General features: G+C 71.0%; 18 protein-coding genes. 2 read left to right on the forward strand and 16 right to left on the reverse strand.

The genetic code is table 11. From position 1 onward, the window contains the following. Window positions 1–18: 18 nt before the first annotated feature. The 12 genes from mftE to mftA all read right to left on the reverse strand — a co-directional run bounded on the left by mftE (window position 19) and on the right by mftA (window position 11,948). A complete protein-coding gene (gene mftE / locus SSPN_RS0124905; RefSeq protein WP_010310352.1) occupies window positions 19–759 on the reverse strand; it encodes a mycofactocin biosynthesis peptidyl-dipeptidase MftE in 741 nt (246 codons plus the stop codon). Continuing rightward, the gene (gene mftF, locus SSPN_RS0124910; protein WP_010310354.1) at window positions 756–2,111 is read right to left on the reverse strand and encodes a mycofactocin biosynthesis glycosyltransferase MftF; all 1,356 of its coding nucleotides are present in this window, start codon (window positions 2,109–2,111) and stop codon (window positions 756–758) included. The genes mftE and mftF overlap by 4 nt, the downstream gene beginning before the upstream one ends. Then, on the reverse strand, window positions 2,108–2,890 hold the full coding sequence (locus SSPN_RS0124915; protein ID WP_010310355.1) for a mycofactocin-coupled SDR family oxidoreductase: 783 nt from the start codon (window positions 2,888–2,890) through the stop codon (window positions 2,108–2,110). Before SSPN_RS0124915 ends, mftF begins: the two co-directional genes overlap by 4 nt. Next, entirely contained in the window at window positions 2,887–3,765 is an 879-nt protein-coding gene (locus SSPN_RS45660; protein WP_010310358.1) for a mycofactocin-associated electron transfer flavoprotein beta subunit, read from the reverse strand. Before SSPN_RS45660 ends, SSPN_RS0124915 begins: the two co-directional genes overlap by 4 nt. 1 nt (window position 3,766) lies before the next feature. After that, complete coding sequence (locus SSPN_RS0124925) at window positions 3,767–4,060, reverse strand: ferredoxin family protein (protein ID WP_010310359.1); 294 nt, start codon at window positions 4,058–4,060, stop codon at window positions 3,767–3,769. A gap of 207 nt (window positions 4,061–4,267) precedes the next feature. Then, window positions 4,268–5,557 (reverse strand): FAD-dependent oxidoreductase, encoded by a 1,290-nt coding sequence (locus SSPN_RS45665; RefSeq protein WP_010310360.1) that lies wholly within the window; start codon window positions 5,555–5,557, stop codon window positions 4,268–4,270. Continuing rightward, window positions 5,550–6,485, reverse strand: a complete 936-nt coding sequence (locus SSPN_RS0124935) for a mycofactocin-associated electron transfer flavoprotein alpha subunit (protein WP_010310361.1) — start codon at window positions 6,483–6,485, stop codon at window positions 5,550–5,552. Before SSPN_RS0124935 ends, SSPN_RS45665 begins: the two co-directional genes overlap by 8 nt. After that, a complete protein-coding gene (locus SSPN_RS0124940) occupies window positions 6,482–8,425 on the reverse strand; it encodes a mycofactocin system FadH/OYE family oxidoreductase 2 (RefSeq protein ID WP_010310362.1) in 1,944 nt (647 codons plus the stop codon). The genes SSPN_RS0124935 and SSPN_RS0124940 overlap by 4 nt, the downstream gene beginning before the upstream one ends. Continuing rightward, window positions 8,422–10,326 (reverse strand): mycofactocin system FadH/OYE family oxidoreductase 1, encoded by a 1,905-nt coding sequence (locus SSPN_RS0124945; RefSeq protein ID WP_010310363.1) that lies wholly within the window; start codon window positions 10,324–10,326, stop codon window positions 8,422–8,424. Before SSPN_RS0124945 ends, SSPN_RS0124940 begins: the two co-directional genes overlap by 4 nt. After that, on the reverse strand, window positions 10,323–11,516 hold the full coding sequence (gene mftC / locus SSPN_RS0124950) for a mycofactocin radical SAM maturase (protein WP_010310365.1): 1,194 nt from the start codon (window positions 11,514–11,516) through the stop codon (window positions 10,323–10,325). The genes SSPN_RS0124945 and mftC overlap by 4 nt, the downstream gene beginning before the upstream one ends. Window positions 11,517–11,586: 70 nt before the next feature. Beyond that, on the reverse strand, window positions 11,587–11,859 hold the full coding sequence (mftB, locus tag SSPN_RS0124955) for a mycofactocin biosynthesis chaperone MftB (RefSeq protein ID WP_237710720.1): 273 nt from the start codon (window positions 11,857–11,859) through the stop codon (window positions 11,587–11,589). A gap of 2 nt (window positions 11,860–11,861) precedes the next feature. Next, window positions 11,862–11,948, reverse strand: coding sequence for a mycofactocin precursor MftA (gene mftA / locus SSPN_RS50015; protein ID WP_101377412.1), 87 nt, complete (start codon window positions 11,946–11,948; stop codon window positions 11,862–11,864). Window positions 11,949–12,124: 176 nt separating this feature from the next. Here mftA and mftR point away from each other — a divergent pair, with 176 nt between their 5' ends. Next, entirely contained in the window at window positions 12,125–12,691 is a 567-nt protein-coding gene (gene mftR / locus SSPN_RS45670) for a mycofactocin system transcriptional regulator (RefSeq protein ID WP_010310368.1), read from the forward strand. Between the two features lie 22 nt (window positions 12,692–12,713). Here the strand turns inward: mftR and SSPN_RS0124970 are convergent, their stop codons facing one another. From SSPN_RS0124970 to SSPN_RS0124985, 4 genes are all read right to left on the reverse strand, one after another. Then, window positions 12,714–13,580, reverse strand: coding sequence for a universal stress protein (locus SSPN_RS0124970; RefSeq protein WP_029535699.1), 867 nt, complete (start codon window positions 13,578–13,580; stop codon window positions 12,714–12,716). Between the two features lie 278 nt (window positions 13,581–13,858). After that, window positions 13,859–14,104: a hypothetical protein gene (locus SSPN_RS60290; RefSeq protein ID WP_010310370.1), complete on the reverse strand. Its 246-nt coding sequence runs from the start codon at window positions 14,102–14,104 to the stop codon at window positions 13,859–13,861. A 24-nt stretch (window positions 14,105–14,128) separates the two neighbouring features. Beyond that, window positions 14,129–14,353, reverse strand: a complete 225-nt coding sequence (locus SSPN_RS0124980) for a hypothetical protein (RefSeq protein WP_010310371.1) — start codon at window positions 14,351–14,353, stop codon at window positions 14,129–14,131. Between the two features lie 210 nt (window positions 14,354–14,563). Continuing rightward, a complete protein-coding gene (locus tag SSPN_RS0124985) occupies window positions 14,564–16,873 on the reverse strand; it encodes a transketolase-like TK C-terminal-containing protein (protein WP_010310373.1) in 2,310 nt (769 codons plus the stop codon). Window positions 16,874–17,006: 133 nt separating this feature from the next. Between SSPN_RS0124985 and SSPN_RS0124990 the strand changes: the two genes are divergently transcribed. After that, window positions 17,007–17,495: an Lrp/AsnC family transcriptional regulator gene (locus SSPN_RS0124990; RefSeq protein WP_010310375.1), complete on the forward strand. Its 489-nt coding sequence runs from the start codon at window positions 17,007–17,009 to the stop codon at window positions 17,493–17,495. The last annotated feature ends 66 nt before the right edge of the window (window positions 17,496–17,561 follow it).

The raw sequence follows: 17,561 nt of genomic DNA on the forward strand, positions 1-17,561 counted from the left end.
CCTCCTGGGGGTGTGCAGTCAGCTTACCGCACCTCCGGATGGACGATCATCGCGGCCCTCCACCTGGCGTTCTTCCTGGTCAGGCCGTGTCCAGGCGTCCACGGCTGCCGTGAGGGACTTCGTCCAGGCCGTCAGGATCCGGGTGCCCTCCTCCGGCGTCGCGCCTGTCGGGTCGCCTAGGACTCCGTTGGCCGTTGCCGCTCGCACGCCGTTGGCTCTGAGGGTGCTCATCAGGTTCGGCAGTGGCGTGGTGTTGCCTCGCTCCGCTCGGTCGAGGCGCACTGCGTGGGGTCGGATCGCCAGCATCGCCGCAGTCTCGGTGCGGCCCGCGTGGGTGTCGTCCGGGCGGCCCGTTGGTGCCCAGGCGAGCGCTCGGCGGCCTTCCGCTCGCAGGGTTTCGATCGTGCGACGGACCGGTTCGGCGTTGCCTCCGTGGGCTGACACCAGCACCACTCCCGCGAAGGCGTCCGCCGAGCGGACGAGTTCCACCAGCAGGTGTGCTACCGCTTCTTGGCCGATCGACAGCGTGCCAGGGAAGCCCGCGTGCTCTCCGCTGGAGCCGTAGGTCACCGGCGGCGCCACCAGGGCGGGCCGTTCCTGGGCCAGCCGGTCGCAGAGTTCCGCCGCGATCTCGGTGTCGACCGTGAAGGGCAGGTGCGGGCCGTGTTGTTCGGTCGCGCCCACCGGGACCGCGAGGAGACTTCGCGGCGCGAGTTCCGCGACCTCTGGCCAGGTCAGGTCTGCCAGGCGGGCCGTCATCGCGACACCTCGACGCTGCTGCGGCCGCCCCTGTCGGTCAGGAAGGGCAGCAGTGGGGCGAGACTTCTGGATTTGAGGACGCCGCGTGCGACTCCGCAGCCGTAGGCCAGGTCGTCTGCCATGCGCGCCAGGCACCAGCGGGCTGGGCCCAGTGGCGGTCGTTCGCGGGTCCAGTCCAGCAGGTGCCTGAGCGCCACGAGTCCGAGCACCGCCCGGCCGCGGCGGTTGAGGAGCAGCAGCGGGACGGCCACCGGTGCCCAGGCCCTTCCGATGGCGTCGGCGAAGTAGCGTCCGGCACCGAGATTTCCTTGTAGCGCCAAGCGGATTGCCTCGCGGGCGGGGATTCCGGTTTTGCCGAGCTTGCGGGTCAGCAGGGCCGCTGCTGCGCCGACCACGGCTAGGCCGGCACCTGTTCGGCCCGTGACGATCAGCGTCCAGGCCACTGCGCTCCAAAGCGATGCCCGCACCGGCGCGACGGCGTCGCCGTGGCGCTTCGCCAGCGGTCCTGCCGAAGTGCCGTAGTCGAATCGTTGGCGCAGCAGGGCGGTCCAGCTCTTTCGCGGCGCGTGTTCGACGACTGACTCCGGCTCGTAGCGGACCAGCTGTCCTCGGGAGATCAACCGCCAGATCAGATCGACGTCTTCGCCGAAGCGCAGCCCCTCGTCGAAGCCGTCCAGCTCGCGCAGCGCCGAGGCGCGGATCACCAGCGCCGCAGTCGGGACGTAGCTGATCCTGCTGCCGGGTTGCACCAGGCCCGGCTCACCGCCCAGGTCGAGCGGAGACTGGCTGCTCTCGTAGCGGGCGAGGGCCGTGTTCCCCGGCGTGCTGCGGACCCTCGGTGCCACGGCCGCGACGGCTGGGTCTTCGAAGTGGCGGAGCACGGGTTCGAGCCAGCCCTGGGTCGGGACCGTGTCGGCGTCCAGGAACGCCACGAGCGGTGTTCGGGCCAGCCGCCACCCGGCATTGCGGGCCGCCGCCGGGCCTCTGGCGGTCTCGTGGCGCACTGACGCTGCCGGAACCGGCTGCCGGGAGCCGTCGTCCACGATGATGGCGGGCGTGTCGAGCGCCGCGAGCAGGCTGATCAGGTCGCCGTCCCGCACCGGAATCACCGCGGTCACGTCGCTGGGTCCGTGGTGGGTCTCGTCGTAGCGCGGGTGCATCATTCCCGCCCGGACGAGTCGTTGTGCCAGGCCAGCGGCGCTGTCGACCACCGGCTCGCCCTCGATCCAGGCGCCGACGATGTCCGCGCCTTTGGCGTTGAGCCGCAGCACGCGGAACGGCGATCCGCCCATCAGCGTTCGCCCGTCGTCCCAGCGGCGAAGGCTTGGATCGGGCACCAGGCGGAGGGTCATGCCGTGAATCCCCCGTCGGCGTGCACGACGGTTCCCGTGATGGCCGAGGCCTGTTCGCTGCACAGCCAGCACACCGCGGCCGCCACTTCGTCGGGTTCCAGCAGGCGCTCGACCAGTTGGTGCTGGCTGAACTCCTCGACGTCCGGCAGGTCGTAGTAGGCGGCGGTGGCGGTGAGCATGTCCGTCCGCGTCGAGCCGGGCGATACCGCGGTTGCTGTGATGCCGGTGCCGCGGAGATCGGTGGCGAGGCCGCGGATCAGGCCGACCACGGCGTGCTTGGCCGCGTTGTACCCGGCGAGGTGGTAGAGGCCGCGGTGGGCCGCCGACGAGGCCAGGGCCACGAACCGGCCGGTGCGGGGTTGCGGTCGTTGCAGCAGCAGCGGGACGGCGGCGCGGGCCAGGTTCGCCACTCCCCTGACACCGACGTCGAACAGGGCGTCCCACTCGTCGTTCGACGTTTCCCACAGCGGCTGCCCGCCTGCCATGACCGCAGCGGCGGCGACAGCCGCGTCGAGGCCACCGAACTCGGTCTCCGCCACCGCGACCGCCTGCCTGATCGCGGCTTCGTCGCGGACGTCGGCGACGACGTCGCGGACCGACACCGGCCACTTCTCCGCCAGTGCCGCCAGCTGGTCCCTGGTGCCCAGCGGATAGGTCGCGCCCGGGATGTCCGCGCAGATGTCGACTGCGACCACGCGCCAGCCGTCCGCCGCAAGGCGCTCCACGACCGCCGCGCCGATTCCGCGCGCCGCACCCGTCACGATCGCGACCCTGCTCACTTGGCCGCCTCCTCTTCTGCAGCGCAGCTCGAACCGGTGAGGTAGCCGTAGCGTCGCAAGTAGGCCAGGAGTTCGTCGGCCGCTTCGGCAGCCGACAGCGGTCCGATGGTGGTCGGTGGTGTGCGGTCCTGCAGCGCCCCGGTCAGTTCGAGCATACGATCATGCGCCGTCGTTCCGGCCGGGGCGGGGAACTCCCGCGCGCGTGGGCGGAACGCACGGGCAGCGACCACGTGGGGTGGCCGCGTGGGCTCGCCGGGGATCGTTTCGATAGCCGCCTTCTGCGCCGAAAGCACCGCCGGCAGGCTCGCACGGCGCAGGCGCGTTCCGGCGGCTTCGACCGACACGACCGCGGGCTTGGGCAGCCGCAGCACCTCCCGGCTGCCGCCGTCGAGCCTTCGGTGTGCGAGCAGCGACCCGCCGTCGCATTCGAGCTTCACGACGCCGAGCGCCTGCGCTGCGCCGAGCCGGGCCGCGAGGAATGCGGGCGTCGCTCCGGTTCCGCCATCGGCCGATCTGTCCCCGCACAGCACGAGATCCGGTTCGCGGATCGCGGATGCGATCGCCTTGGCCGTGTCGGCACCGTTGCGCACCAGCGCGCCGGGCGCCAGCTGGTCGTCCCGCTCGACGCGGATCGCCTCGTGCGCGCCGGCCGCCAGTGCGGTGCGCAGGATTTCCTCGGCCGCCACCGGTCCGACGGTCACCGCCGCCACCCGGCCGTCGAGTTTCCCGGCGAGCCGGAGGCCGTGTTCCAGCGCTGCCAGTTCGGCGGCGTTGCCGCCCCGGTCCCGGTCCTCCGCTTCGAGGGCGCCGGTGAGCGGGTCCACCCGGACCCGCCGCCAGGACCAGCTCAGCGCCACGACGATCTGCGGTCCCATGTCAGCCCCTCCGGAATACGACGCCGTGCCCGCCATCCGGGTAGGTCCAGGTGATGGCGCCGGCCTTGTTGCAGATCTGGTAGCAGGTGCCGCATTCGAAGCACTGCTCGTAGTTGAACAGGATCCCGCCGTCGCCGGTGGGCACGAACAGCTTCGCCGGGCAGGCGTGGACGCATTCCTTCGTGGTGCAGGACCGGCAGATCTCGGCGTCCACGGTGATGTGCGGGCGGTCGCCGACCTGGAAGTCGACGGTGCCCATCCGGTCGTCGAACGACACTTCGGGGTACTGGTGCATGTTCACTCCTGGGGACTGCTTCATAAGTGGCGGTAGCCGCTTGCGGTGTGGACTCAACTTGCACCGCTGCTGGTTCTCAGTGGTCGTCTCACGCGGACAACCCCAGCGCCGCGTGTTGGACATACAGAAGTCTGGGATCCCGGGGTGAGACGGCCTCTGCCGTCCCGCCACCCGCACCGCTGCGCGAACCACATTCGAAACAGTCCTTCAGCCGAAGACCCGGAAGCCGGCCCAGGCGTCGGCGGCGAGTTGTCGCAGCCGGACGCCGTGCCGGGCGGCGGTTCGGCGGAACAGCTTGCCGAGCCCGGGTTTTGGTTTCGGATTGCGGACGGTGAAGACCTCCTGGGCGAAGTCGCACAGCAGCCGCGGGTACTGCCGCTGGACCCGGTCGGAGAGGACCAGGTGTGGGGCGCCCTGCAGGTTTTTGTGGTCGGTCAGCACGAAGTTGTCCGCCAGCCGCTTGCGGTAACCGGCCAGCCGGGTGGGGTCACCCGCGGCGATGGCTTCGGCGGCGGTCCGGCCCGCGGCTAGGCCGGAGCCGATGGCGAAGTTGACGCCCTCCAGCCAGATTCCCGCCGCCAGGCACATCGCGGCGGCGTCCCCGGCGACCAGCAGGCCGTCCGCGGTGAGCGGCGGCATGCTGCGGTAGCCGCCCTCCGGGATCAGGTGTGCGGAGTACTCCTTCAGCTCGGCGCCGCGCAGGTAGGGCGCGATCGCCGGGTGGGCTTTGAGGTCCGCGAGGACTTCCTCGGGGCGTCGGCCGGACTTGGCCAGGCCGGTGAGCGACAGCACCACGCCAACGCTGACGGTGTCGCGGTTGGTGTAGAGGAAGCCGCCGCCGGGGATTTCTCCGGTGCAGCCGACGATTTCGAAGTCCGCGCCGTCGTCTCCGTTGAGCCCGAAGCGCTCTTCGATCGTTCTCCTCGGCAGGGAAAGGGTTTCTTTCACGCCGAGCGTTTGGTGTTCGGGGTTCGTTCGCGGGAGCAGCCCGGCTTGCTTCGCCAGGAACGAGTTGACGCCGTCGCAGGCGACCACGAATTGCGCCCGGATGTCGCCGTCGGGGCGGTCGGTGCGGACGCCGACCACGCGTCCGGAGGGGTCGCGCAGCAGCTCGGTGGCGACGGTGGAGGTCACCAGCTGCGCACCGGCGTCCACTGCTTTGCCCGCCAGCCAAGTGTCGAAGTCCGCGCGGTAGGTCGTCATGCCGTTGTATGGCGCGCTCCCCCAGTCCTGCGTGCGGAAGTCGACGGTGAGGGCTTGGGTGGGGGTCATCATCATGGTGCTGCGGCGGGTGACCCACCGCTGGACCGGCACGTCTTCCCACCAGCCGGGAAGGACTTCGTCGAGCACCCCGCCGTAGACGTTCTTCGCGCCGGGGAACGGGCCGCGTTCCAGGAGGATCACGCTGCGCCCCGCCCGGGCCAGCTCCAACGCCGCGGCGGAACCGGCCGGGCCCGCCCCGACCACCACGGCGTCCGCACTGGACTGTTCAGCCATCGGCGGCTCCGTTCAGTCGGCGCGCCAGTTCGCGCAGGACTTCGGGCGCGTCGGCGACGATGCCCAGGTCGGCCATCGCGGTCATCGGGCACGACGGGTCGGTGTTCACGCTGACCACGTGCGCCGGTCGGCCCAGGCCGCCGACGTGCTGCGTCGCTCCGGAGACGCCGAAGGCGACGTAGAGGTCGGGGTCGACGACGACGCCAGTGGTGCCGATCTGGCGATCGTGCCTGGACCAGCCCGCGTCGGTGATCACCCGGGTCGCGCCGGCGGAGGCTCCGAGCGCGGCGGCCACCTCGGTCAGGGTGCGCATCACCGCCGCGCCGTCCTCGCCCGGTCGCACCAGCCCGGCTCCGCCGCCGAGGATCCGCTTGGCCTCGGCAAGTTCGACGGTTTCGGGCTCCGGCTCGAGGATTTCGACGACCTCGGCGTCGAGCACGTCAGGCAGGGTGATGGTCAGCTCGACCGGATCCGGGGCCGCCACCGGCCGCGGCGTGCCGCGCACGCCCGGGATGAGGGTGACCACGGCCGGTTCGTCGAGGGCGACCCGGACTTCCAGCGAATCGTCCAGTCTGGACAGATCGACGTGCTTCGGGGTGCACCGGGTCGCGCCGGCGAACAGCGGTCGTTCGCTCTGGAAGGCAAGGCGGGCGGCGATGTCGCGGCCGTCCGGCGAGGCTGGTAGCACCGCGACGTCGACCGCTGCGAGCAGCGGCGCCAGCGCTGCGGCCAGCGCGCCGGGCGCGGTCCTCGGCACCTCGGCCGTCCAAATGCGCTGCGCCGCCGTGAAAGCGTTAGCCGCCTCTGGTGTTCCGGTTCCGGCCACGAGGACCGCGCCGTCGCATTCGGCCGCCGCTTCGTCGGCGCCGCCGGGCAGCGTTCCGTCGCGGACGATCACGACCGCGAGCATCTCCGGCAGTCCGTTCACAGGCCCACCGCCACTCGATGTCCTTCGACGACTGCGGCGTGCGCGCGGCGCGGCGTGACGCAGTCGCCGACCCGGTGCACCGGGAACGGGGCTTCCTTCAACTCGTGCCACAGGGCGTCGTCCGGGGTCTGGTGCGCCGCGCACACGACCCAGTCGAAGCGGGCCTCGGTCATCTCCCCGGTGGTGTGCTTGAGGATTTGCAGCGCGACGCCGTCCGGCTCGGCCGATGCCGACATCACGACCTCGTCGGTGCGCTGCTCGATGCCTTTCGCCTGTGCGCGGACGTTGAAGGTCTCGAGGTCCAGGGTCACGCCGAGGTCCTGGCAGACCACCATGCCCGGCGTGGAGATCTGGACCCGGCAGCCGCGGTCGGCCAGCAGCTCGGCGACCGAAGCCGCCTGGTGGAACCCCAGGTCGTCGACGACCAGCACGTCGCCCGCCGGGGTCGCGCGGCGTTCCAGGACATCGCGGACGTCGACGATCCGGTCGAGGCCGCCGGCCCAGTGCACCGGCTGCGGCCGGGCCCCGGTCGCGAGCACGACCACGTCCGGGTGCTCGTCGCGAAGCATCTCCGCCGTCGCCGCGACACCGGTCTTGACGTCCACGCCGTATCGCGCGCATTCCGCGCGCAGGTTCCGGACCACGTCGAGGAATTCGGCGCGGCTGGGCACCGTCGCTGCGACGGCGACCTGCCCGCCGGTCGCCTGTTCCCGCTCGAACAGCGTCACGTGGTGGCCCCGCTCGGCCGCAGTCGACGCGGCTTGCAGGCCAGCCGGCCCGCCCCCGACGACGAGCACCCGCTTGCGCGCCCGGGGTATCGGCAGCGCCAAGGATTCCTTGCCGGTCCGCGGGTTCTCGATGCAGCCGAGCCAGCGGTTCAGGCCCATCCGCCCGACGCATTCCTGGTTGCAGGACAGGCACGTCCGGATGTCGCCCGCGTTCCCGGAGCGGGCCTTGGCCGCGAAGTCCGGGTCCGCGATCTGGCCGCGCACGACGCCGATCAGGTCGCAGTGGCCCTCTTCGAGCGCGCGCTCGGCCTGCAGCGGGTCCTTGATCCGCCCGACGCCCACCACGGGCAGCCGCACGGCGCGGCGGATGGCGTTGGAGATGAACAGCGCGTAGCCCGGCGGGATCGCCATCGACGCCTCGATCATGTAGAGCGTCGAGGTGGCCACGCCGATGGAGGTGTTGATGTAGTCGACCTTGCCGGTGGCCTCTACCGTGCGCGCGACCTCGACCGCCTCGTCGATGGTGGTGCCACCCTCGATCAGCTCGTCGCCGCACAGTCGCACGCCCAGCGCCCGGTCGGGACCGAGCGCCTCACGCACCGCGTCGATGATCTCCAGCAGGATTCGTGTGCGGTTGACCAGCGTTCCGCCGTAGGCGTCGGTGCGCTTGTTCGTCGCCGGGGAGAGGAAACCGCGCACGATCGACGAGTGCGAGCACTGCAGCTCGACGCCGTCGAATCCGCCCTCCGCGCAGTGCCCGGCGACGGTGCCGTACCCGGCCACTACCTCGGCGATCTCGCGGGCGTCGATCGCCTTGGGCACCTCGCGGAACATCGGGTCCGGCACGGCGGAGGGGGCCCACACCGGCAGCCTGGAGTACATCGAGGACGCTTGGCCGCCGTTGTGGTTGAGCTGGGCGAAGATCGGGACGCCGTGGGCATGTACCGCTTCGGTGATCCGGCGGTAGCCGGGCACTGCCGACCGCTGGAAGCCGTGGATCAGCTTCTCGTACGGCCAATCCGTTGGGTGCGTCGAATGTTCCTCGGTGATCACCAGGCCGGCACCACCGGCCGCGCGCGCCGCGTAGTAGGCGGCGTGCTGCTCGCTGGGCAGGCCGTCTTCGGCGTAGTTCGTCAGGTGCGCCGAGAACACGATGCGGTTGCGCACGGTCACCGGGCCGATCCGCAGCGGCGAGAACAGGTAGCGGCTCATCTCACCCCTCCCCCGACCAGCGCGGCGATGTCGCGCGCCGCACGGCGTCCTTCCAGGATCGCCTCGTGGATGGTCCTGGGCGCCACGCAGTCCCCGGCCCGCGGCCACTCCGCCAGCTGCGGGTTCGGCAGTCGATGTCCGCAGTGGATCAGTGTCGCGCACGGCAGGGTTCTGCGCTGGGCGGTGAAGGTGTCCTCTAGGACCACGTGATCGGGATGGACCTCCCGCAGCAGCGAGCGCTTCGCCAGCCGCACCCCGGCGCGTTGCAACCGCCCGTTGGCATCGGCCAGGTCGCCGGTCAGGGCCAGTTGCGTGCCCACGACCTGGTCCTGCGTGACGATCGCCGTCTCCCACCCCTGCCCGGCCAGCAGCTCGGCGACCCCGACCCCGACCGCGTCCCCGACCGGGTCGAACACCACCACCGGCCCAGCCGCCGGGGAACATCCTCCGAGCAGGTCCACGACGTCGACGACCGTGCCGCCGAGGACCTCGTACGCGCGGGGTCCGGGGACCGATCCGGTGGCGACCAGCACGTCCCGGTCGGTGTCCAGGTCGGCTTCGGTGATCTCGGTGCCGAGCGTGACGCGCACGCCGAGCCGGCGCACCTCCGCCTCCAGCCAGTCCAGGATCCAGCGCAGCCGACCGCGCCCGCCGACCTCCGCCGCCAGCGACGCCGTGCCGCCGAGCCGATCGGAGCGCTCGGCGACCTCGACGGCATGCCCGCCCTCGGCCAGCACCCTCGCTGCTTCCAACCCGGCAGGCCCACCGCCGACGACCAGCACGTTCCGTGGCGGCCCGGCCACGCTGCCGCATTCGCCCTCGTGCCCGCTGAAGGGCTCGCCGATGCACGAGACGATGGGGTTGCGGTTGTCCCGGACGCGGCACTTCTGGTTGCACAGCACGCAGGGCCGGACCCGGTCCGCATGGCCAGCGCGGACCAGCTCGACCAGCCTCGGGTCGGCGATCTGCGCCCGGGTCATCTCGACCAGATCCGCGACACCGCCGTCCAGCGCTTGCTGCGCCTGCTGGTGCTCGACGACGCTGCCCTGCAGCACCACCAACGCCCGCCCGCCCACGACCTCGCGGATCTGGCGGCACAGGTCGATGTTGAAGCCCGGCTCGGTGTGCAGGTCGGGCCTTGTCGCCGAGGTCCCCATCGCGGATCCGCGCACCACCACGAGGTAGTCGATCCGGTCCAGCACGGCCTCGACGATCCCGGCGGCCTGCTCCGGGGTGATTCCCGCCCAGGGCGCGAGTTCGTCGCAGGACAGCCGCAACCCCACCACGCGGTCACCGACCGCGCGGCGAACAGCGGCCAGAACCTCGCTCAACAGCCGTGTTTTGTCCTCGCCGTAGGCGTCGCCGCGCTGGTTGGTCAGACCGGACAGGAACTGGCGGAGCAGCGAGTACTGGCCCGCCTCGATCTCGACGCCGTCCATCCCGGCCTGCACGGCCGATTCCGCCTCGGCGGCGAAACCCACGACGAGCTCGTCGATCTCGTCCTGCTCCATTTCTGTCGGCATCTCGCGGCTGGCCACGTCCGGCACCCGCGAAGGCGCCCACAGCGCGCTCTGCAAGAACGCCGAAGCTCCCTGCGAGCCGGAGTGCCCGAGACCGGCGAGCACCACCGCGCCGTGCGGCCGGCAGGCCTCGGCGACGGCTGCCCACCCCTGGCCGCACTCCGCGGCGAGCGGTGCGCGCTCGTAGGGCCAGTCGGAGGCGTGCACGCTGGCGGTCTCGGTGACGATCACACCTGCACCGCCGGCCGCCCGCGCCGCGTAGTAGGCCACGTGCCGGTCGGAAATGCCCCGGCCCCGGCCCAGATTCGTCTCGTGCGGCCCGAACAGCACCCGCGACGGCGCTGGCACCGCGCCCAGCCGGACACCGTCGGTCAGTCTCACGGCTGGCTCGCCAGCGGGCTGGAGTCGCACGGCTTGGCCGGCACCGATGGCATGCCCAGCCCGACCCGCCGCCGCGACGACCGGGAATGGTCCTGCGACGCCTTCGGCAACCCCGAACGGTCCACAACGGACAGTGCGGTCTGCCCGTGCCCCTTCACGCACTCCGGATCGGGGCCGTCCAGCGGCAGGCCGGTGAAGAACTTGGCCGCCATGCAGCCGCCCTGGCACGCGTCGAACTCCGAGCACGACTGGCACGCACCGCCGGACTGCGGCTGGCGCAGCTCGGTGAACAGCTCAGATTCCCGCCACACCCGCGCGAATCCGCCGACATCGCGCACGTTTCCGGCCTTGAACGCGTCGTGGATCGCGAACGGGCACGCGTACACATCACCCACCGGGTCGATCAGGCACACCACCCGACCGGCACCGCACAGGTTCAACCCCGGCAGCGGCGTCGACCCCAGGGCGTTCAAGTGGAAGAACGAGTCCCCGGTGAGCACCTGCTCGCCGTGCTCGACCAACCAGGCGTAGATCTCGCGCTGCTGCGCGTCCGTCGGATGCAGCTCGTCCCACACGTCCGCGCCGCGCCCCGACGGGCGCAACCGGGTGATCCGCAGCTGCGCGCCGAACAGGTCCGCGATGGCCTTGAAATCGTCCAGTTGCGAAACGTTCTGCCGGGTCATGACCACCGAGATCTTGAAGTCCCGCATGCCCGCCGCCGACAGGTTCTCCAGCGCGCGCATCGCCATGTCGAACGACCCTGGACCGCGCACGGCGTCGTTCACCTCGCGCGTCGCGCCGTCCAGGGAGATCTGCACGTCCACGTAATCGGTGGCCGCGAGCTGCCGGGCGCGCTCGGCGTCGATGCGCAGCCCGTTGGTGGAGAACTTCACACCCACCTGGTGCCCGATGGCGTAGTCCAGCAGTTCCCAGAAGTCCGGGCGCACCGTCGGCTCACCGCCGCCGACGTTGACGTAGAAGACCTGCATCCGCTGCAGCTCGTCGATCACGGCCTTCATCTCGGCCGTGCTCAGCTCGCGCGAATCCCGCCGCCCGGACGACGAAAGGCAGTGCTCACAAGCCAGGTTGCAGGCGTAGGTCCACTCCCAGGTCAAGCAGATCGGGGCGGCCAGCCCGCCCTTGAACTGCTCCACCAGCGACGGCACGGGCGCCGGTCGCACAGCAGTCATCTTCGACTCCACTGGTTCGGACGGCTCGGGTCAGGTACGGACTCGCGATTTCACGCGAAATCGCCACCGCTCATCGGGGCCGGATCATGTCCGTGGCTGCCAGCGAGGACAGCGCCCGCCGGAACTGCGCCCGGCGCTCCGCCGGGACGTCCAGCAGGGCGTCCTCGACGCTGGCGTGCTCGGCGAGCCCGCGCACCAGGTCCACCAGCTCGGGGACCTTCAGGAACGACAGCTTGCGGTTGCCGAAGTGGTACGCGAGCGCCCCGAACGGCTCGGGGCGCAACGCGACCTGCGGGTTCAGCCGGTAACCGCGACTCGGGTCGAATTCCACTGCACCGGCCACCGCTAGTAGACCCCGCACATCCCGTCGATCGAGACCTCTTCAACCAGCAGGTCCGCTTCGACCGCCGGCTCCGCGGCGGCAGTGCCCATCTCGTGCTGTTCGTCAGGCATGCGATGCTCCTCGTCGATGAGGGCCGAACCGGGTCGGCCGACCTGGCCACTTCGGCTACCGTATTTGCACCGAGTGCATTTTGGAAGACCTGGAGATGCATCCTTTGGGGCACAGCACCATTGGCGCAGCCGGGCGCCCCGGTGGTCGACGGAAGGTGACCACCGCCGCCGAACTGGAGCAGGTCGCGTTCGAACTCTTCGACGGACAGGGCTTCGAGAACACCACCGTCGCCGACATCGCCCGCGCGGCGGGCATCGCTCGGCGGACGTTCTTCCACTACTTCCCGTCGAAGAACGACGTCCCGTGGGGCGACTTCGACCGTGAACTGGACCGGATGCGCGCGGACTTCCGCGCCGCGCCGCCGGAAACCCCGCTGATGGACGCGATCCGCCACTGCCTGGTCGAGTTCAACCGGGTCGCCCCGGAGCAGATTCCGGCGCACCGCCGCCGGATGCGGCTCATCCTCGGGGTGCCCGCCTTGCAGGCCCACTCGACGCTGCGGTTCCGGGCCTGGCGGCAGGTCATCGCCGAATTCGCGGGCGAACGCCTCGGCCAGCCCGAGGACGCCCTCACGCCGCAGGCCATCGCCCACGCCACGCTCGGCGTCGCCATCGCCGCCTACGAACAGTGGCTCGGCAGAACCGATTCCGAACTCACCGAACTGCTCGACACCGCGATGCGCGAACTGGCCGCAGCATTCGGGCGGCCGGACGCCCAGTGACGTCCGGCGACGAAAGGGATTTTCAGCGCACGGTGTTGCGGACGACCAGGACCGGGCAGGGCGAGTGGTGGATCAGCTTGTGGCTGGTCGAGCCCAGGTGGGCACCTGCGACGCCGCCGCGGCCGCGCGCGCCCACCACCACGAGCTGCGCAGCCGCCGCGCGGGCGAGCAGCTCCGCAGTCGGTGATCCGGGGCCGACGAACCGCAGCACCTCGACGTCGGGGAACCGCTCGCCCCAGCCCGCTAGGACCTCGGCGACATACCGCTCCTCGTTCTCGCTGACCTCCTGCTCGGGCAGCCGGGTACGCAGCCACTTGAGGTCGACCCCGACCACTTCCCAGGTGTGCACGACGTGCAGCGGCACAGCCCGGGAGGCGGCCACCGCGAAGGCGTGCTCCAGCACGGGCTCTGCCGACGCGGCGTCGTCCACCCCGGCCACGACCGGGCCGGTCACCGGGAAGCGCAGCGGCTCACCGACATCCGGCACGATCGCCACCGCGCTGCGCGCGTGCGCGGCCACCTTCACCGCGACGGCACCGGCAAGCAGGCCGGTGAAGCCGCCGAAACCGCGATCACCCACCACCAGGAGCCCGGTGCGCTCGGACTCCGCGATCAGCACCTTCTCCGCCGTGCCCGGCACGGATGCGGCTGCGACGGAAACCTCCGGCGCCTGCTCGCGCGCGCTCTCGACGGCGGCGTCCAGCCAGCGCGCGACCTCGCCGCGGACGTGCGCCGGGTCAGTTTCGCCCAGCACGGGTCGGGCGGTCGCGTCCGCGTAGACGATCCGGAGATCGGCCCCGCGCCGCGCCGCCTCCCACGCCGCCCAGCGGGCCGCGTTCCGCGCAACCGCCGAACCGTCGACGCCCACGATCACTGGACTACCGTTCATGCCCGCCTCCCCGGTGCTGTCCGCATCACGGCACCAGGGTGGTCCAGCCCGCCCCGACTCGCTCGCCGGAACTCAGCGGGTCGGCATGCGCCCGGCGCCGAGCAGCTCGGTGTTGCGGTCGACGAGCGGTCGTCGTAGTCCACCTGGTACGGGCTTTCGGCCTCGATCAGACTGCAGCTCTCGGGTTCGACTCTGGTCAATTTGGCGATCTACGGCCGGCAGGACATCGCGCCGCGTGGTCGAACACCGCGCCGCTCAAGCGTCCACAACGGACTTTCCTACGACGTCAGACCAACGGGCGACCAGTCCTGATGCCGCGGCGCAAGCCCGAGAGGATGAGGCTGAACGAGAACCGGCGCAGCACCGGCGCGGCAGCCGTGCAAGCCGCTCTCGACCCGGCTCTCCACCACGCCGTAGCCCACCCCGGGCCGGGCGAGCTGCATGATCACGTTCGCGTTGCGCCAGCAGGCCGCGCCGACCACCGCATCGTCGATCCGCCTGGACTTTGCCGCCGAAACTGACACAGTCCACCACCCTCCGCACCGAGGTCACTTCTGCACGCGGACGTTTCCAGATAAGGACGGGTCTACGGCGGGGCGCAGGGCGATGACCGCAAGCTGTTCTCGATCCAGCTGACCAGCCCGCTGCTGGCGCAGCGCCGGCTGGATTCCTCCAGGCCGTTCGCCGCGCTGCTGGGCGGGCAAGCGCAGGACCTCTACGGCATCACCGACAGCCCGCAACTCGGACTCGACGAGTCCAGGCTCATCGACCACTGCACGGAGATCTTCCTGACCATCGCCGCAGGATTCGACACCTGACGCCGTTTCCAGCGGCCGCCCCGACGGGAGCCAGATCCGCCTCGCCAAATGCGGTGAAGCGAACGGACTGTTCACCCCCGGTCCGTTCGCTTCAACCAGCACATTCCGAAACACGCCCTGCAGCGGCCAACAGCGCGATCGGTACCTGGCTGGCGGAAACCGGGATCAGGCGTGGTCGGTGATGTCGAGAGCGGTGCGGACGATGGTGTCGGTATCCAGGCCGTGGTAGTGGTAGACGTCTTCCAGGGAGCCCGACTGGCCGAAGTTCGTGACGCCGAGGTGGGCGGCTCGGACCTGGTTGATGCCCGCCAGGAACGCCAGCGTGTGCGGGTGTCCATCTAGGACGGTCACCAGCGGGGTCGCCCGGTGCGCCGGGAAGACCTGGTTCAGGATTCCCGCCGATCCGCCGGCGCCCTGCCGCGCCCGCAATGCCTCGAACAGCAGGCCGGGACTGGTCACACACACCACGTCCGCGCCGACGCCTTGCGCTTCGAGCCGCTCGGCAGCCGCGAGCGCTTCGGGCACCGAAGCGCCCATCGCAGCCAACGTCACCTTCGGCTCCGCGTGCCTGCGCAGCGCGTACGCGCCGCCGATCACCTGGCGGCGACGGCGTTCCCGGGCGGCCGGGTCGGTGGGAACGTCCGCCAGGGCCTGGTCAACCGGCCGGGTCGACAGGCGCAGGTAGGCGGAGCCGCCGTCGGGTCGGCCGAGGCGGGACAGCCCGGCCAGCAGGCACCATTCCACGTCGATGGCGAACGCCGGCTCGTAGCTGGTCAGGCCCGGCTGTTCCAGGCCGATCGACGGGGTGATCACGGACTGGTGTGCGCCGCCCTCCGGTGCCAGGCTCACCCCCGAGGGCGTGCCCACCAGGATCGACTGCCCGCCCGCGTACATCCCGAACGACCACGGTTCCAGCGCGCGCCCGACGAAGCAGTCGTAGACCACGCCGATCGGCAGCAGCGGTTGCCCCCACCGGCTCCAGGTCGCGCCGAGTTCGCCGAGCAGGCTCACCAGGTTCGTCTCGGCGATGCCGAGTTCGATGTGCTGCCCGGCGGGGCGTTCCCGCCAGTGCAGGATCGTCTCCGCGTCGTCGGCGAACCAGTCCACCCGCTCGGTCGGCGACCACACGCCCACCTTGTTCAGCCAGCCGCCGAGGTTCGTCGACGAACTGACGTCGGGTGCCAGCGTCACGATCCGCCGCGCCGCCTCCGGCGCGCCGCGCGTCAGGTCCAGCAGCGCGCGGCCAAGCGCGGCCTGCGTGGTCGTGGTGCCGGTCGGCGTCCGCCCGATGTCCACCGGCAGCTCCGGCGGCGCCATCTGCGGGCGCTCGCGTCGGCGCAGGCGCGAAGCGGCCTCGGCGCACCGCTGCCCCGCCGGGCTGTCGGCCGCGAAGCGGTACCACGGGTCGTCCAGGTCGGCGCCGACGTTGTCGGCGAGCTGTCGCATCTGTTCGGCGCTCATCAGCGAACCGTGGTTCTGCGGGTGGCCCTCGCTGGCCAGGCCGTATCCCTTGATGGTGTAGGCGAAGATGACGGTCGGCCGGGTGTCGTCGATGGCCCGGAACGCGCCGTCCAGCGCCGCCAGGTCGTGCCCGCCCAGGTTGCGGATCGCCACGGCGAGCGTCTCATCGTCCACATCGGACAGCAGGCGGGCGATCTCGTCGCCGCCCGCGCCGGGGAGCCGCTCGCGCAGCTGTTCCGGAGTGCAGCGCAGCAGCCGCTGGTACTCCGGGTTGCTCATGCCGTCGATGCGCGCCCGCAGCGCCTCGCCGCCCGGCCTGGCGAACAGCTCCTCCAGCAGCTGCCCGTACTTCAGCGTGAGCACCTGCCAGCCCGCGGCAGCGAACATGCCCTGCAGCCGGTTGGCCGCGATGTTCGGCACGACCCGGTCCAGCGACTGCCGGTTGAGGTCGACGATCCAGACCACCTCGCCGAGGTCGGCCACCGTCGGGTCCATGATCGCTTCCCAGCAGGCGCCCTCGTCCAGTTCGGCGTCGCCCAGCAGCGAGTACTGCCGCCCCGTGCCCGCGCCGCCGACGTGGCTGTCGACGTAGCGGCGGGCCACCGCGCCCCAGATCGGCGCGGTCGCGCCTAGCCCCACCGAGCCGGTCGAGTAATCCGCCGGGTCGGGGTCCTTGGTGCGGCTCGGGTAGCTCTGCAGGCCGCCGAACTCGCGCAACGTGGTCAGGTGCGACTCGTCGAGCTCGCCCAGCAGGTAGTTGATCGCGTGCAGCACCGGCGACGCGTGCGGCTTCACCGAGACCCGGTCCGCCGCGGTCAGGTGCTCGAAGTACAGCGAGGTCATGATCGACACCATCGACGCGCAGGACGCCTGGTGCCCGCCGACCTTGAGCCCCGAGGGGTTCGGCCGCACCCGGTTGGCGTGGTCGATGATCGCGGCCGACAGCCACAGCACGCGCTGCTCAACCTCGAACAGGGGTTCGACTGTTGCTTTGGCCGATGCCGCGCTGGTCATCGCGCCTCCTCGGAAAAGTTGCCACATTGCTTTCAGCAGAACAGCAAGAGCACAATCTCTGCACAAGTTCCGAACTAGATTTTGTGCATTCTGCACCGGCAGGGGTCGGTGCAGGCGGGCGGAGGTGAGCATTGTGCCCAGCGTTGACACGCTCGACGAGATGGACATCCGACTGCTGCTGGCGCTGCAGGACGAGCCGCGCGCGACAGTGGTCGCGCTCGCCGAACGCGTCGGGCTGTCACGCAACACCGTGCAGGCCCGGCTCACCAAGCTGGAGCGCAGGCTCAGGTCGTTCGAGCGACGCATCGACCCGGCCGCGCTCGGATATCCGCTGACCGCGTTCATCACCGTGCAGGTCACCCAGCAGATGCTCGGCGAGCTCACCGAGTCGATGGCCGAGATCCCGGAGGTCGTCGAGGTCTTCGGCCTCACCGGCGCGACCGACCTGCTCGTCCGGGTGGTCGCGGTCGACGCCGACGACCTCTACCGGATCGCCGGCCAGGTCCTGGCGACGCCGGGCGTGGAGCGCACCAACTTCGCGCTGGCGATGCGCAGCCTCGTCGACTACCGCGTAGCCCCGCTGCTGAACAAGGCCCTCACCGACCGCGCCCGAGAGGTCTGAAGCGAACGGACAGTGATGATGTGTGTAGTGACGCCGCTGGTGGGTCTGACCCTCGAACGGACTGAC

The sequence above is a fragment of the Saccharopolyspora spinosa NRRL 18395 genome, from assembly GCF_000194155.1.
Lineage (GTDB): Bacteria > Actinomycetota > Actinomycetes > Mycobacteriales > Pseudonocardiaceae > Saccharopolyspora > Saccharopolyspora spinosa.